The sequence below is a fragment of the Methylobacterium longum genome, assembly GCF_022179385.1.
Taxonomy (GTDB): domain Bacteria; phylum Pseudomonadota; class Alphaproteobacteria; order Rhizobiales; family Beijerinckiaceae; genus Methylobacterium; species Methylobacterium longum.
This window is the reverse complement of the sequence record NZ_BPQS01000002.1, coordinates 60,786-74,559: the sequence shown is the minus strand read 5'-3', so window position 1 is coordinate 74,559 and position 13,774 is coordinate 60,786. Positions and strand designations below refer to the sequence as shown.

Genomic DNA, 13,774 nt, shown 5'->3' with positions numbered 1-13,774 from the left:
CGCGGGACTATGCCGCCTCGGGGGCGGAGAGCGACGTGCCCGCCTCGGCGGCGTTGGTGAGGAGCTTGCAGAGGCGGGTGATCGTCTCCCGGAGCTGGTGGCGGTGGACCACTTGGTCGACCATGCCGTGCTCGCGCAGGTATTCCGCCCGCTGGAAGCCGTCCGGCAGCTTCTCGCGGATGGTTTGCTCGATCACCCGGGGGCCGGCGAAGCAGATCAGCGCCCCCGGCTCGGCGAGGTGGACATCGCCCAGCATCGCGTAGGAGGCGGTGACGCCGCCCGTGGTGGGGTTCGTCAGCACGACGATGTAGGGCAGCCGCGCGGCGTTGAGGCGGCGCACCGCCACGGTCGTGCGCGGCATCTGCATGAGCGACAGGATGCCCTCCTGCATCCGCGCGCCGCCGGAGGCCGCGAACAGCACGTAGGGCGTGCGCTTCTCCAGCGCGGTCTCGGCGCCGCGCACGAAGGCCTCGCCCGCCGCCATGCCGAGCGACCCGGCCATGAAGCCGAATTCCTGCGCGGCCAGCACCATCGGCAAACCGCCGACCCGCCCGTAGCCGATCTTGAACGCGTCCTGCAGCCCGGTCTTGGCCCGCGCCTCCTTGAGCCGGTCCACGTAGCGCTTCTCGTCGCGGAACTTCAGCGGGTCCGGCGCGACCTCGGGCAGGGCCACGTCGATCCACGTGCCCTCGTCGAACATCATCTTCAGGCGCGCCTGGGCGCTCATCTTGAGGTGATGCTCCGAGCCCGGGATGACCCAGTGGTTGGCCTCCACCTCCTTGTGGAACACCATCTGCCCGGTATCCGGGCACTTCACCCACAGGTTCTCCGGCGTCTCGCGCTTGAACAGGGTCTTGATCCGGGGGCGCACCACCTCCGAGATCCAGTTCATCGGTTCGACCATCGACTCGCGTCCGTCCGCTTCAAGCCTGCGCCAATATCAGGTTGGCCGTGCTCCGCCGCCAGGGGCCGCTCAGGCGGCCCGTTCGACGCCCGCCGCGCGCACGCCCGCGGCCAGCTCGCGCACCAGGTCCACCACCGCGGCGACGCTCCCGGCCTGGGGCCGGCCGTCGCCGTCGAGGGAGCGCACCAGCGCGTCGACCAGCGCCGAGCCGACCACGACACCGTCCGCCCCCTTGGCGATGGCCGACGCGTGCGCGCCGGTCTTCACGCCGAACCCGACCACGACGGGCAGCTCCGTGTGCCGCCGGATCCGCGCCACCGCGTCCGAGACCTTGCCGAAATCGGGGGTCGCCGTCCCGGTCACGCCGGTGATCGACACGTAGTAGACGAATCCCGCCGTGTTCGCGAGAACCGCCGGCAGGCGCTTCTCGTCCGTGGTCGGCGTGGCGAGCCGGATGAAGGCGAGGCCCTTGCCGAGCGCCGGCAGGCACAGCTCGGCATCCTCCTCCGGCGGGAGGTCGACCACGATCAGGCCGTCGACGCCGGCCGCCACCGCGTCGTCCAGGAACCGGTCGACGCCGTAGGTATGGATCGGATTGTAGTAGCCCATCAGCACGACCGGCGTGGTGTCGTTCCCGGCGCGGAAGCGGCGCACGAGGTCGAGCGTGCCCGGCACGGTCTGCTTGGCCTTCAGCGCCCGCAGGCCCGCCGCCTGGATCGCCGGGCCGTCCGCCATCGGGTCCGTGAAGGGCAAGCCGAATTCGAGGATGTCGGCCCCGGCGCCGGGCAGCGCCTTCAGGACCTCCAGCGACGTCTCGGGATCGGGATCGCCGGACATCACGTAGGTGACGAGGACGGCCCGGTTCTCCGCGCGGGCGCGGGCGAAGGTGGCGTCGATGCGGCTCGGCATGGATCTGGCAGACTTCGCGGTTGCAGGGCCGTCGGCGGCCCAGGGTTGCACCCGCGCTACACCAAAGGCGCCGGCCCGTGAAGCGGGGCGCCACGTCGAAGGGTCCGGCTCCGGTCGCCCCGCTCGTCCCGCCCCAGCGACGCGCGGCCATGCGTGCCGGCCGGTTGCCCGCGCCCCGGCGCCCGCGTAGCGCTGCGCCATGCCCGAGACGCCCCTGCCCGCGCGCCGCTTCGCAGCGCTCCTGTTCGACATGGACGGCACGATCATCAGCTCGCTGGCTTCGGCCGAGCGGACATGGTCGCGCTGGGCCCGGGCGCACGGACTCGACGTCGCGACGTTCCTGCCGACCATCCACGGGGTGCGCTCGGTGGAGACGATCCGGCGCCTCGCCCTGCCCGGAATCGATCCCGAGGCCGAGGCCGCCGCGATCACGCGGGCCGAGATGGAGGATGTCGGCGACATCGTCGAGATCCCCGGGGCGCGCACCTTCCTGGACTCGCTGCCGCGGGAGCGCTGGGCGATCGTGACATCGGCGCCGCGCGCCCTGGCGGAGCGGCGGCTCGCGGCCGCCGGCATGCCGACGCCCGGCCTGATGATCGCCGCCGAGGACGTGACGCACGGCAAGCCGGCGCCGGATTGCATTCTCCTGGCGGCCGCGCGCCTCGGCATCGCGGCGCTGGACTGCCTGATGTTCGAGGACGCGCCGGCCGGCATCCAGGCCGCCGACGCGGCGGGCTCCCCGGTCGTGGTCGTCACCGCCACGCATCAAGCGCCGATGCGCACCGCTCATGCCCGGATCCCGGACTTCCGGCGGCTTCGCGTCGACGCGACCCCGGAGGGTGTCCGGGTGGCCCTGGCCGGCGAGGCCAGCTGAGCCGGAGTTTGCCACCGCACGGTCGAGGTTGACAGGGTCGCGACCGGTCGCGGCAGTATCCGCGAACCGGAAGTCGGGTCCAGGAGCCGCCAGTCCATGACCGAACCCAACGGCGTCCCGCGCCCCCTCTTCGAGACCGCCGAGGGTCGCCGGCTCGCGCAGGCGCGCACCGACCCGGCCTGGCGCCGCTGGGGTCCGTATCTCAGCGACCGGCAATGGGGCACCGTCCGGGAGGATTACAGCCCGGGCGGCGACGCCTGGGACTACCTGCCCCACGATCACGCCCGCGCCCGGGCCTATCGCTGGGGCGAGGACGGGATCGGCGGGTTCGGCGACCGGCACCTGAACTGGTGCCTGTCGCTGGCCCTGTGGAACGGCCGCGATCCGATCCTGAAGGAGCGCCTGTTCGGCCTGACCAACCAGGAAGGCAACCACGGCGAGGACGTCAAGGAACTCTACTACTACCTCGACGGCGTCCCGACCCACGCCTTCATGCGGATGCTCTACAAGTACCCGCAGGCCGCCTTCCCGTACGAACAGCTGGTCGTCGAGAATGCGCGGCGCGGGCTCGACGACCCGGAATACGAGTTGCTCGACACCGGCGTGTTCGACGCCGGCCGCTACTTCGATGTCGGGATCGCCTACGCGAAGGCGGCCCCGGACGACATCCTGATGCGCGTCACCGCCACCAACCGCGGGACGGAGGCCGCCGACCTGACCCTGCTGCCCCAGCTCTGGGCGCGGAACACGTGGTCGTGGAAGCAGGGCACCCCCCGGCCGGAGCTGATGGCCGGGTCCGACGACGCGGTCTGGGCACGCCATCCCGCGATGCCGCCGATGCTCTTCCACGCCGAGGACGCGCACGAACTCCTGTTCACCGAGAACGAGACGAACACGCACCGGCTGTTCGGCAGCGGCCCCGCCGAGGGCTTCTACAAGGACGGAATCGACCGCTGCGTCGTGGGCGGCGACCCGCACGCCGCCAACAGGCTGTCGGGCACCAAATGCGCCGCCCGCTTCAACCTGCACTTGGCACCCGGAGAGACCCGCACCCTGCGCCTGCGCCTGCGCGCCGAATCCGCCCCGGGGGAGCCCTTCGCGGATTTCGACGCCGTCTTCGCGGAGCGCGAGGCGGAAGCGGACGCCTTCTACGCGGCGCTCCAGGCGCCCATCGCCGATCCCGACATGCGGCTGGTCCAGCGGCAGGCGTTGGCCGGCATGCTCTGGTCGAAGCAGCTCTACCACTACGACGTGCGCGAATGGCTCGCGGGCGATCCGGCCCAGCCGGCCCCCGCCCCCGGGCGCCGCCAGGGGCGCAACCGCGACTGGGCGCACCTGCGCGCCAACGACATCATCTCGATGCCGGACGCCTGGGAATACCCCTGGTTCGCCTCCTGGGACCTCGCGCTTCAGGCGATCGTCTTCGCGCTGATCGATCCGGATTTCGCCAAGAACCAGCTCCTGCTCCTCGTGGACGAGGCCTACGCCCATCCGAACGCGGCGCTGCCGGCCTACGAATGGGGGTTCGGGGACGCCAATCCGCCGGTCCACGCCCTCGCCGCGTGGCGGGTGTTCGAGCTCGACCGCGCGCTGACCGGTACGCCGGACCACGCCTTCCTCAAGCGTGTCTTCAACAAGCTCACCCTGAACTTCACGTGGTGGGTCAACCGCAAGGATTCCGACGACCGCAACCTGTTCCAGGGCGGCTTCCTGGGCCTCGACAACATCGGCATCTTCGACCGGTCGAAGCCGGTGGGCGACGGGGCCACGCTCACACAGTCCGACGCCACGGCCTGGATGGCGACCTACGCCCTCAACCTGATGCGCATCGCGATCGAGCTGGCGCTGCAGGACCCGACCTACGAGGACATGGCGGAGAAGTTCTTCGAGCACTTCCTCCTGATCGCGGCCGCGACCGGCGCGGGCGTCTGGGACGAGGACGAAGGCTTCTTCTACGACGTGATCGAGACCCGCGACGGCCGGCGCCTGCCGATCAAGGCGCGCACCATGGTCGGCCTCGTCCCGATCTTCGCGGTGGCGACGATCAGTGCCGGCGACCTGGAGCGGCTGCCATCCCTGCGTGCGCGCATGACGTTCTTCCTGAGGAACCGTCCCGATCTGGCGGTGCTGGTCTCGCGCTGGAACGAGCCCGGTCAGGAGCAGACCGCCCTGCTGTCGCTGCTGCGGGGCCACCGGCTGAAGGCGCTGCTGCAGCGTGCCCTCGATCCGGCCGAGTTCCTCTCGGAGCACGGCTTGCGCGCCGTCTCGCGGGCCTACGCCGAGACGCCGTTCTGCTTCGCGTGGGACGGCCGGGATCTCGGGCTCGCCTACGAACCCGCGGAGTCGCGCTCCCGTCTGTTCGGCGGCAACTCGAACTGGCGCGGTCCGGTCTGGTTGCCGGTGAACTACCTGCTCATCGCCGGCCTGAACCGCTTCCACGATTATTACGGCTCGGACTTCCGGGTCGAGGCCCCGACCGGCTCCGGCCAGACCTCATCCCTCCGCGAGATCGCACAGGACCTGGCCCTGCGGCTGATCGGCCTCTCCGCCCGCGGATGTGACGGGCAGAGGCCCGTCTACGGTACCAGCCGGATCGAGCAGGAGGATCCGCATTTCCGCGATCTCATCCTGTTCTACGAGTATTACGACGGCGAAACCGGCCGCGGCGTCGGCGCGTCCCACCAGACCGGCTGGTCCGGTCTCGTGGCCCTGCTGATCCAGGAGGTCGCGACCGCGCAGGCCCCGGTCCCCGGTCACCCACGCTGAGTGCGGCGGCGGATGATGCCGGAGGCGACCTACTCCGCGGCGTGACTCGTCCGAAGCCGCTGGCTCAGCCCGATCTGGCGCGAGATGCTCGACCGGCGGGCGCTGTAGGTCGCCGCGACCAAAGGGTAGTCGACCGGAAGGCCCCACTTCGCCTTGTAGGCCTCCGGCGTGAGCCCGCGGATGGTCAGGTGACGGCGCAGCGTCTTGTACGGTCTTCCGTCCTCGAAGCTGATGAGGGCGTCCGGCCTGACCGAGGCCCGGATCTGAGCCTCTGTCGGACGGCTGATCTTCGGTTCCGCCGAACGGTCGAGGCCTGCGATCGAGCGATGAACCTCCGACAGGAGATCCGGCAGGACGCCAGCGGGAACGCTGTTGCGCGTCACGTAGGCACTCAGGATCTTCGCGGCGAGCTCGACGCTCGGCGAGGCGTTCGGCATGGTCGTCTCCTCGGTGCTCTTGATCTTCGAACGCGGCGCGTCTCAGCCCTCGAATGGCGATGGCGCGGTCCGCCATTCGTCGTCGCGAGACTGCGATTACAACCGCCACGCGCTTTATGCGCACTCAGTTCTACTTTTAATAGAAACATGCGGTCAATATCGGTGACCGCGTCGGTTTGCCGTTTCGAGTGCGGTGCGGCAGCGAAGACTCACCGGGGCGAAATTCACGACACTGTGGCCCGTAGCTTTGCCGTGAAATCTGTCGTCAGTCCGCCTCACGAGCGGGGAGCGGCCACATTCCAAGATTAACCTTAAATCCGCACGTAAACAAATACATTTACTCGTCACAAACCATTCTAATGATATTAATTATACAATATTCATTTATACATGGCTGGCCCGGGTCGTCGCATCTTACCCAGTCAGGAAATCGTCAGCGATCAAGATCGAACAGATGCTTCTTGATGTCGCTCCATTGAAAATAAAGGCGTTGGAGATGCTCAGATAAATTGATCGTTTCAACGTATTTGAAGGCTATTGGATAACGGTACTCACCGCGCCGAAAGAATCTTCGTCCAAGCTTGTCGCCGGTTCACATGCACGTCGGCAGCGAGCACGGCCTCCGCAGCATCCGAATGGGCGGAACGGGCGCCGGTTGCTCGAGGCGTTGGGTGGTCCGCCGGGCCTCGCTCCGGTGCGTCAGCGCCTGATTCCGGATCTGGGTCCGGGCCCGGGCGTCGCGCGGGCGCCGGATGCACGAACCTTTCCCGCGACCGACCTGCCGAACCGCCCGTCGTCCGGCCGCACGCCGTCAGAACAGCAGGTGCAGCGCCAGCGGCGCCAGGATCGCCGTCAGGAAGGCGTTCAGCCCCATGGCGATGCCCGCGAAGGTCCCCGCCACCTCGCTCACCTGGAAGGCGCGGGCCGTGCCGATGCCGTGCGCCGCGAGGCCGGCCGCGAAACCGCGGGCGCGCATGTCGCGGATGCGCAGGGCATCCATCATCGGCGTCACCAGGATGGCGCCGATGATGCCGGTGAGGATCACGAGGATCGCGGTCAGCGTCGGATCGCCGCCGAGGGCCTCCGCGATACCCATGGCGACGCCCGACGTCACCGATTTTGGCGCGAGCGACACCAGGATCGGCTGGGGGATGTCGAGCAGCCGCGCCAAGCCGATCACGACCGCCAGCGTCGTCGCCGCCCCCGCCGCGAGCGCGGCCAGCATGGGTACCAGCGCGCGCATCACGGTCGCGCGGCGCTCGTAGAGCGGCATGGCCAGCACCACGGTGGCCGGTCCCAGGAGGAAGTGCACGAACTGCGCGCCCTCGAAATAGGCCGCGTAGGGCGTGCCGGTCGCCGCCAGGACGCTGCCCACCAGCACCACGGTGATCAGGACCGGGTTCGCGATCGGGTGCCGGCCCGTCGCTGCGGCGATGCGGTCCGCCAGGACGTAGGCCGTCAGCGTCACCGTCAGCCAGAGCAGCGGCGTCTTGGCGAGGTAAACCCAGAGGGAGAAGTCGCCGCCCATCCCGTCAGGGCTCCCCGTCGGTCCCGCGCCGCTCCACCAGGGCGGCGACCGCGCGGAACACCAGGACGGTCACCAGAAGGGACAGGGCCGTGGAAACCACCAGCACGACGGCGAGCTTGACGCCCTGCGCCCGCAGCAGGTCCAGCCGGCCGACGACGCCGACTCCCGCCGGGACGAACATCAGCGACAGGTTCATCAGCAGCCCGCGCGCCGTCGATTCGAGGGTGCCGTCGGTGAGCGGTCGCGGCAGGAAGCGCGGCAGCCCGATCCGGGCGTCGTCGCGCAGCAGCAGGAAGCCGAACATCAGCCCCATGCCGATGACCGGACCCGGGATCGGTACGCCCGCCCCGCGGGCCAGGGCCTCACCCAGCAACTGGGCGAGCAGGATCAGCGCGAGGCTCGCGATCATCGGTCGGCTCGTCGGCTGGCGCGCCCTCCGGCGCCGTGGCGACCGGGGTTGCCGAAGCGCGCGCAACGGAACGGGAGCCTGAGGGGACCCGCACCCGCGCGCGACGCGGCCGGGCGAGCCGCGGCAGGCGGGCGGGGCTCCACCATCGTGACCCTCATCCTGGAGATCCGGCACGCGGCGGAGGCCGCGCAGGCGGCCCCGGGCGATCTTCGCGGACACGCGGCGCGCGGTCGGGGATCGGCGCGCCGTCGCCGAAGCGAGGTCCGTCGCATCGTCCGCGTCCGCGGACGCCGCGCCTCGACGAGCCCGGTTGCGGAGCGATCCGGCACGACCCTAGGCCGCTGCGCCGCCCTGCTGACCGCCCTGCCGCGCGGCCGCGATGGCGGCGTCGTCGAAGCCGAGCAGCCGCCCGAGCCGTTCGACCAGCGCCTCCTCGAACTCATCGACGCGGCCGTCGGCCGCGGCGACCGACCACGCCATGGTGAGCAATTCCTGGCGCTCGTCCCGGTCGGCCTCGTGGGGAAGCATCTCGACGAGGCTGACCACGTCCCGGATCTCGGCGTCCACCGCGGTGGCCCGCTCGATCAGCACGCGCGCCGCCTCCGGTCCGTCGGCGTAGTGGCCCTGGACGAGGCGCCACAGGCGCTCGCTCTCGGAGGGGGCGAGGATGCCGTCGACCCGCGCCACGTGGACGAGGAGCGCGGTGGCGGCGAGATGCGTGTCGTCCACGACCTCGATATGGCCGACGCCGAGAGCCTCGGCCGCGTAGGCGCGCAGGCGTGCGATCAGGGACATGGCGGCTCCGGCGGATCTTGAACTGCACAGTTCGGCCGGGCGTATCCCGCCGTCAAGGTTGCGAGCACAGGTCGTGCCAGAGCGTGGCAAGGCTGCATCGCTTCCGCGGCGCGCCCGCCCGGCTCCCGCGGTACTCCCGCACGGCTCAGCGGCGCGCCGCCTCGGTCGCACCGGCTACGAGCGGCGCCAGGATCGCCTCCGCGGCGCGGACGATCGCGGGGCCGGCCTCCGCGGGCGTGCCCGCCCGGAAGGGCGGCTCGGGGGCGTACTCGGCCACGAGCTGCGCGGTGCGGGCGTAATCGGGATCGCGCAGCCGCGCGGCGAGGGCGAGGCCCAGATCGAGCCCCGCCGAGATCCCGGCCGCCGTGACCCGGTTGCGGTCGAAGACCACGCGCTCCGCCACCGACTCGGCGCCGAGGAGCGGCAGGACCGCGTCGCGCACGCACCAGTGCGAGGTCGCGCGGTAGCCCCGCAGGAGTCCGGCCGCGCCGAGGATCAGCGATCCGGTGCACACGCTGGTCACCAAGGTCGCCCGCGCGGCGCGGTCGCGCAGGAAGGCCAGGAGCGCGTCGTTCCGCATCTGGGCCGGCGTCCCGTCCCCGCCGGGGACGAACAGGACGTCGAGATCTGACGGGCAGGCCTCGAAGCTCCCGGTCGCCACGAGGGCGAGGCCCGTGTCGCTCGCGACCGGACCCGCCGACTCGGCGACGAGGTGCAGCTGGCCCGGCGCCAACCCCGCCAGCAGCGCCTGCGGACCCACGAGGTCCAGGGCGGTCATGCCGGGATAGAGGACCATGGCGATCCGGACCGGGCGGTCGCGGACAGGCGCGACAGGAGACGGCGCGACGGGCATCGGCGCGATCCGCGTCGGCCCATCGGCCGCCCCGGCGCGCGACGGCCAGAGAGCGGTCGCCGCCAGCGCGGCCGTCACGAGGGCGCGGCGGCTCGGGGCGGCCCCGGTCACAGGGGCCAGGACGCGTCGCGGTAGGCGCTGTCCCAGAACATCCATTCGAGGCGGGTCGCCTGCGCGAAGGCCCGGTGCATGCGGGCCAGCGACGCGGGTGACGCCGCCCCGGCCGCCCGGTCGGTGGCGGCGATCATGGCGGCCACCGCGGTGGCGAACTCGGCGCCCGCGTAGGTGTCGATCCAGGCCCGGTACGGGTTGGCGGGCGCCGCCCGGGCGAAGATATCGTCGCCCACCGCCTTGTAGATCCAGAAGCACGGCAGCAGGGCCGCGCACAGCACCTCGAACGGCTCCGCGTAGGCCGTGGCCAGCAGGTAGCAGACGTAGTGATCGCAGGCCGGCGTTTGCGGCGTCGCCGCGAAGGTTTCCGGGCCGATCCCGTAGTCGCGGAAGAAGCCGCCATGGAGGGCGCGCTCGACCACGATCGCGTCCTGCGCGGCGCGGGCGAACTGCACGATCCCGTCGGGCTCGGGCGCCTTGGCGGCGGCGAGGCTGAGGGCGCGGCCGAAGCCGATCAGGTAATGGGCGTCCTGCACGATGTAGTGCCGGAACCGGTCCTGCGGCAGTGTGCCGGCCGCGAGTTCCGCGTTGAACGGCATCACGCGGATCGCCTCGTAGGCGGCCGCGTTGCGCGTCCAGGCGTCCCGGGAGAACGAGCCCGGCCCGCCGTCACCGGTCGTGGCGTGGCCCTGGGCTGGGATTTCCATGCCTCAGCCCTGCCGCTGGGCGTGGGTGACGGCGACGTGGATCAGTTCGGCGAGGGTGCGCACCCCGAGCTTCTGGCGCATCTGCGAACAGGCGTTGGTCACGGTCTTGTAGCTCACCGACAGGTCCGCCGCGATGGCGCCGTAGGAGCGCCCCTGGGCGAGGCGGGTCAGGATCTGCTGCTCGCGGGGGGTCAGCTGCGATTCGGGCGTCCGGCGGGCATCGGCGCGCAGCATCGCCACCTCGGTGGCGAGCCGCCGGTCGAGGTAGACCTCGCCGATCCGCACTTTCCCGAAGGCCTCGAACAGCTCCGCGGAGGCGTGATCCTTCAGGACGTAGCCGAGGGCCCCGGCCTCGAGGGCGCGGGCCACGATCACGGGATCGTTGTGCATGCTGAAGACCAGGATCCGCGTGTCCGGCGCGACCGCGCGGATCCTGCGGATCAGGCCCAGCCCGGCCATGCCGCTGCCCTGGAAGGTCAGGTCGCAGATCACCACCGGCGGCCGGAGCCGGTGGAAGATCCGGTAGCCGCCGACCACCGTGGTGGCCTCCGCGATGGTCTCGACGCCGGAATCCTCCAGCACGCGTCGACAGCCCTGCAGGACGATCGGATGATCGTCGATCACGAGGACCGGCAGACGCGTCGCTGCGATGTCGATCTGGGAGGCGATAGCGTTCATGCGCGCGGCGCGTTGTTCTCGTCGCCCCGTTCAGGCGGAACGGGGATCGTGATGCGGACGATTGCGCCCGGACCGGCATTGTCAAGGGCGAAGGTGCCGTCCAGGGCCTCGACGCGCTCGCGCATCCCCGACAGTCCGAGCCCCGTGCCGTGCGCGGCGGGGATCCCGGTGCCGTTGTCCCGGATCGTCACGGTGAGCCTGCCGTCCGTCTCGGAGGCCTCGGCCTCCACCCGGGTCGCGGCCCCGTGCCGCACGGCGTTGGTGGCGCTCTCCTGGACGCAGCGGAAGACCGTGAGATCGACGAGGTCGCCGTATCCGCGCGCCAGACCGTCGAACCGGCCGTCGATGGCCAAGCCCGGATGTCGCTGGGCGAAGCCGCGCAGGAGCAGGTCGAGGCAGGTGGCCAGCGGTGCCTGACCGAGCCCGTGCGGGCGCAGGCGATTGAGGAGTTCCCGGTTCACGGTCTGGACCTGACCGACGATGGCGCTGATCTCGGCCGCCCGGACGCCGAGCTTCTCGCGGCTGGGCTCGCCCGGTCCGGAAGCGATCCGGGCGATCGAGGCGGCGTTGGCCTCCAGGGCGAAGAGGCAGGGACCGAATTCATCGTGGAGTTCGAGGGCGGTGCGGCGGCGCTCGTCGTCCTGCGCGGTGAGAAGCTGCCGGTTCAGCCGCCCGTTGGCGGCGCGGACCTCGCCCAGGGCCTCCGCCACCTTGTTGAACCGGTCGGCGATCACCGCGAGTTCCCGGGCTCCGGGGGGTTCCAGCCGCGCCGTGTAGTCGTGGTGCTCCAGCCGCGTCAGGCCGTCGCCCAGCCGCCGCAGCGGCGCCAGGATGCGGCCGAGCGCGACGTAGAGCGCGATCAGCATGGCGGCGTTGATCGCCAGGGTCGTGAGCGAGAGCGCCCGGGCGTAGCCCCAGATCTCGTCGATCTCGTCGAGCGGCTGGGTGGTGATCTGCGCGGTGCCGAGGCGCTGGCCGTTCACCGCGATCGGCAGGGTGTGCCGCTCGATCGGCGGCATGATCAGGTCAGCGAACCAGTGCGGCGCCTCGCGTTCGGACCGGTGCGGGGGCGCCGGATTGCCGATCCGATCCCCATCGGCGTCGAGCACCGCGACGCGGACGTGCCGCAGCACCTTGAAGCGCAGGTCGAGGGTCTGGAGGAGCGTGTCGGGCGACGCCGTGTCGGAGAGGCGGATCGTGTCGGCGACCAGCGACTCGACGGTGGCCAGGGAGGCCCGGGTCTCGACCCGCACCGCCGAGCGCGCGTTCAGCACGATGACGCCGCAGGACACGAGGGCCGCCAGCGCGTCGATGAACAGCACGACGGCGACCAGGCGCGCGCGCGTGGACCACCCCGCCCACGGCCAGCGGGCCGCGGCACGGCCGGAAGGCTCAAGCGTCCTTAACGTCGGGAGCAGCGTCGGCCGGGTATCCACCCCGAGACGCTTAGTGCCGTTCCCGACCGCGTTGCAATCGGAAGCGGCGGAAGTCCCCGACGCGACGCCCGCACCCATGCCGGGCCGGCATCCTCTTCGGCGGCGCGGGCGCTCGCGCGGACCGCAGCGGTCGATCCCGCTACCGAATCTTAAGCAGTGTCGGGATATCCTGTGGATAGCTGGACCAGGACTGGCCGCGCCCGCAAGTCGGATCGACATCTTTGCGCCGTATTGCGGCTCCTCTATCGCGGTCCAGTCGAACAACCTTCGCAGTGACGAAGGGAAGCGACCGGTCGTGGGGAGCCCGGTCGCGCGCGTCGTGCATCGTGTCAGAGACCCCGGACCATGATCGATCTCGCCCTGGATTCCTCCGAGACCCGAGCGACTCGGCCGCCGGAGGCGCGCACCGGGGCGACGCCGCGGCTGCGCATCGTCCTGCTGAGCCTCGCCGGCGCCGGCGTGCTCGGCGGCTTCGGAATCGCGGCCTCGACCGTGATGTCGGGGCTCGCCGCCCCGGCACCCGTTAAGTTCGTATCGTCTGGCCGCGCCGCCGACTGGCCTGAATTGAAGGACGGCCTGCCCGCCCTGGCCGTGGCAGGTCAGCCGGGCGCCGCACCGGTGCGGACGGACGCGCCGGCTGAACCCGCCGCCCCGTCGCCGCGGATGGCGAGCCTGCCCGAAGCGTTCACGCCAGCCCCGGCGCCCGCCAAGGCCGCCGCCCCCGTCAAGGCCGCCGTCCAGATGTCGCCCGCAGCCCAGGTGTCGCCCGCGGCCCAGATATCGCCCGCGGCCCAGGCCACAGCCGTCCCGGTACCGCCGGCCCGCCGCATCCCGGTGCCGACCCCGGTCGTTCCCGTCGCTGCCGCCCGCCAGGTGGTTCCGCTGCCGCCGGCCCGGATGGCCGCGCTCCAGCCGCCGCGCGCGTCCGAGACCGTGCGGGCCCGCGAGGTGGCGGAGCCGGCCGCCGCGCCCAAGCCGATCGCCGCGCCCAGCCATTCCGAGAAGACCGAGAAGCCGGCCCGCAAGACGGTGGCTGTCCAGAAGGCGCCGGCCGCCGTGAAGACCGCCGAGAAGCCCAGGAGCGTCACCGCCACGGCCGTCGCCCAGGCCAAGGCGGCGCCTGAGGAGACCGAGGTGCTCGGGATCAAGATCCCGTCCCTGGCCCCGGCCGGACGCAAACTGAAGGAGAGCGTCGACGCGCTCGGCGAGGCGGTGAAGAGCGTCTTCTGAGCGGCCCGCCGCCCCAGAAGGAAATTCACTCGCCCCGCACCTCCGGTCGAGGCCGACCGTTGCATCCCCATCGCCGGGTCGCGATTGACGGGCCGGTCCCGATCCCCGACAAGGCGGTCCCTTCCGCTCGGAGACAA

The 13,774-nt window shown here is 71.3% G+C and carries 13 protein-coding genes; 3 read left to right on the top strand and 10 right to left on the bottom strand.

The window, feature by feature from the left end; genetic code table 11:
* Positions 1–7 precede the first annotated feature (7 nt).
* Entirely contained in the window at positions 8–904 is an 897-nt protein-coding gene (accD, locus tag MFF58_RS02140; RefSeq protein WP_238284979.1) for an acetyl-CoA carboxylase, carboxyltransferase subunit beta, read from the bottom strand.
* Positions 905–973: 69 nt separating this feature from the next.
* Positions 974–1,813 (bottom strand): tryptophan synthase subunit alpha, encoded by an 840-nt coding sequence (gene trpA / locus MFF58_RS02135; RefSeq protein WP_238284977.1) that lies wholly within the window; start codon positions 1,811–1,813, stop codon positions 974–976.
* A gap of 199 nt (positions 1,814–2,012) precedes the next feature.
* On the opposite strand from trpA, the gene MFF58_RS02130 reads away from it, so the two are divergent.
* Together MFF58_RS02130 and MFF58_RS02125 are read left to right on the top strand one after the other, a co-directional pair.
* Positions 2,013–2,687, top strand: coding sequence for an HAD-IA family hydrolase (locus MFF58_RS02130; protein WP_238284976.1), 675 nt, complete (start codon positions 2,013–2,015; stop codon positions 2,685–2,687).
* Positions 2,688–2,783: 96 nt separating this feature from the next.
* Positions 2,784–5,453, top strand: coding sequence for an MGH1-like glycoside hydrolase domain-containing protein (locus MFF58_RS02125; RefSeq protein ID WP_238284975.1), 2,670 nt, complete (start codon positions 2,784–2,786; stop codon positions 5,451–5,453).
* Between the two features lie 29 nt (positions 5,454–5,482).
* On the opposite strand, the gene MFF58_RS02120 is transcribed toward MFF58_RS02125, so the two are convergent.
* The 8 genes from MFF58_RS02120 to MFF58_RS02085 form a co-directional block, all read right to left on the bottom strand.
* On the bottom strand, positions 5,483–5,890 hold the full coding sequence (locus tag MFF58_RS02120; RefSeq protein ID WP_238284974.1) for a Ros/MucR family transcriptional regulator: 408 nt from the start codon (positions 5,888–5,890) through the stop codon (positions 5,483–5,485).
* 811 nt (positions 5,891–6,701) lie between these two features.
* Positions 6,702–7,418: an LrgB family protein gene (locus MFF58_RS02115; RefSeq protein WP_238284973.1), complete on the bottom strand. Its 717-nt coding sequence runs from the start codon at positions 7,416–7,418 to the stop codon at positions 6,702–6,704.
* A 4-nt stretch (positions 7,419–7,422) separates the two neighbouring features.
* Positions 7,423–7,827, bottom strand: a complete 405-nt coding sequence (locus MFF58_RS02110) for a CidA/LrgA family protein (RefSeq protein ID WP_238284972.1) — start codon at positions 7,825–7,827, stop codon at positions 7,423–7,425.
* Between the two features lie 333 nt (positions 7,828–8,160).
* Complete coding sequence (locus MFF58_RS02105) at positions 8,161–8,622, bottom strand: tellurite resistance TerB family protein (protein ID WP_238284971.1); 462 nt, start codon at positions 8,620–8,622, stop codon at positions 8,161–8,163.
* A gap of 145 nt (positions 8,623–8,767) precedes the next feature.
* Complete coding sequence (locus MFF58_RS02100; protein WP_238284970.1) at positions 8,768–9,475, bottom strand: DJ-1/PfpI family protein; 708 nt, start codon at positions 9,473–9,475, stop codon at positions 8,768–8,770.
* Positions 9,476–9,582: 107 nt separating this feature from the next.
* Positions 9,583–10,293, bottom strand: a complete 711-nt coding sequence (locus tag MFF58_RS02095) for a TenA family protein (RefSeq protein WP_238284968.1) — start codon at positions 10,291–10,293, stop codon at positions 9,583–9,585.
* A 3-nt stretch (positions 10,294–10,296) separates the two neighbouring features.
* On the bottom strand, positions 10,297–10,971 hold the full coding sequence (locus tag MFF58_RS02090) for a response regulator (RefSeq protein WP_238284967.1): 675 nt from the start codon (positions 10,969–10,971) through the stop codon (positions 10,297–10,299).
* Positions 10,968–12,389: an ATP-binding protein gene (locus MFF58_RS02085; protein WP_238285314.1), complete on the bottom strand. Its 1,422-nt coding sequence runs from the start codon at positions 12,387–12,389 to the stop codon at positions 10,968–10,970. Before MFF58_RS02085 ends, MFF58_RS02090 begins: the two co-directional genes overlap by 4 nt.
* Before the next feature lie 363 nt (positions 12,390–12,752).
* On the opposite strand from MFF58_RS02085, the gene MFF58_RS02080 reads away from it, so the two are divergent.
* Positions 12,753–13,637: a hypothetical protein gene (locus MFF58_RS02080; RefSeq protein ID WP_238284965.1), complete on the top strand. Its 885-nt coding sequence runs from the start codon at positions 12,753–12,755 to the stop codon at positions 13,635–13,637.
* Positions 13,638–13,774: the final 137 nt, after the last annotated feature.

Coding starts and splice junctions, on each gene's coding strand:
- accD (WP_238284979.1), bottom strand. CDS start 904: ATGGTCGAACCGATGAACTGGATCTCGGAGGTGGTGCGCCCCCGGATC.
- trpA (WP_238284977.1), bottom strand. CDS start 1,813: ATGCCGAGCCGCATCGACGCCACCTTCGCCCGCGCCCGCGCGGAGAAC.
- MFF58_RS02130 (WP_238284976.1), top strand. CDS start 2,013: ATGCCCGAGACGCCCCTGCCCGCGCGCCGCTTCGCAGCGCTCCTGTTC.
- MFF58_RS02125 (WP_238284975.1), top strand. CDS start 2,784: ATGACCGAACCCAACGGCGTCCCGCGCCCCCTCTTCGAGACCGCCGAG.
- MFF58_RS02120 (WP_238284974.1), bottom strand. CDS start 5,890: ATGCCGAACGCCTCGCCGAGCGTCGAGCTCGCCGCGAAGATCCTGAGT.
- MFF58_RS02115 (WP_238284973.1), bottom strand. CDS start 7,418: ATGGGCGGCGACTTCTCCCTCTGGGTTTACCTCGCCAAGACGCCGCTG.
- MFF58_RS02110 (WP_238284972.1), bottom strand. CDS start 7,827: ATGATCGCGAGCCTCGCGCTGATCCTGCTCGCCCAGTTGCTGGGTGAG.
- MFF58_RS02105 (WP_238284971.1), bottom strand. CDS start 8,622: ATGTCCCTGATCGCACGCCTGCGCGCCTACGCGGCCGAGGCTCTCGGC.
- MFF58_RS02100 (WP_238284970.1), bottom strand. CDS start 9,475: ATGCCCGTCGCGCCGTCTCCTGTCGCGCCTGTCCGCGACCGCCCGGTC.
- MFF58_RS02095 (WP_238284968.1), bottom strand. CDS start 10,293: ATGGAAATCCCAGCCCAGGGCCACGCCACGACCGGTGACGGCGGGCCG.
- MFF58_RS02090 (WP_238284967.1), bottom strand. CDS start 10,971: ATGAACGCTATCGCCTCCCAGATCGACATCGCAGCGACGCGTCTGCCG.
- MFF58_RS02080 (WP_238284965.1), top strand. CDS start 12,753: ATGATCGATCTCGCCCTGGATTCCTCCGAGACCCGAGCGACTCGGCCG.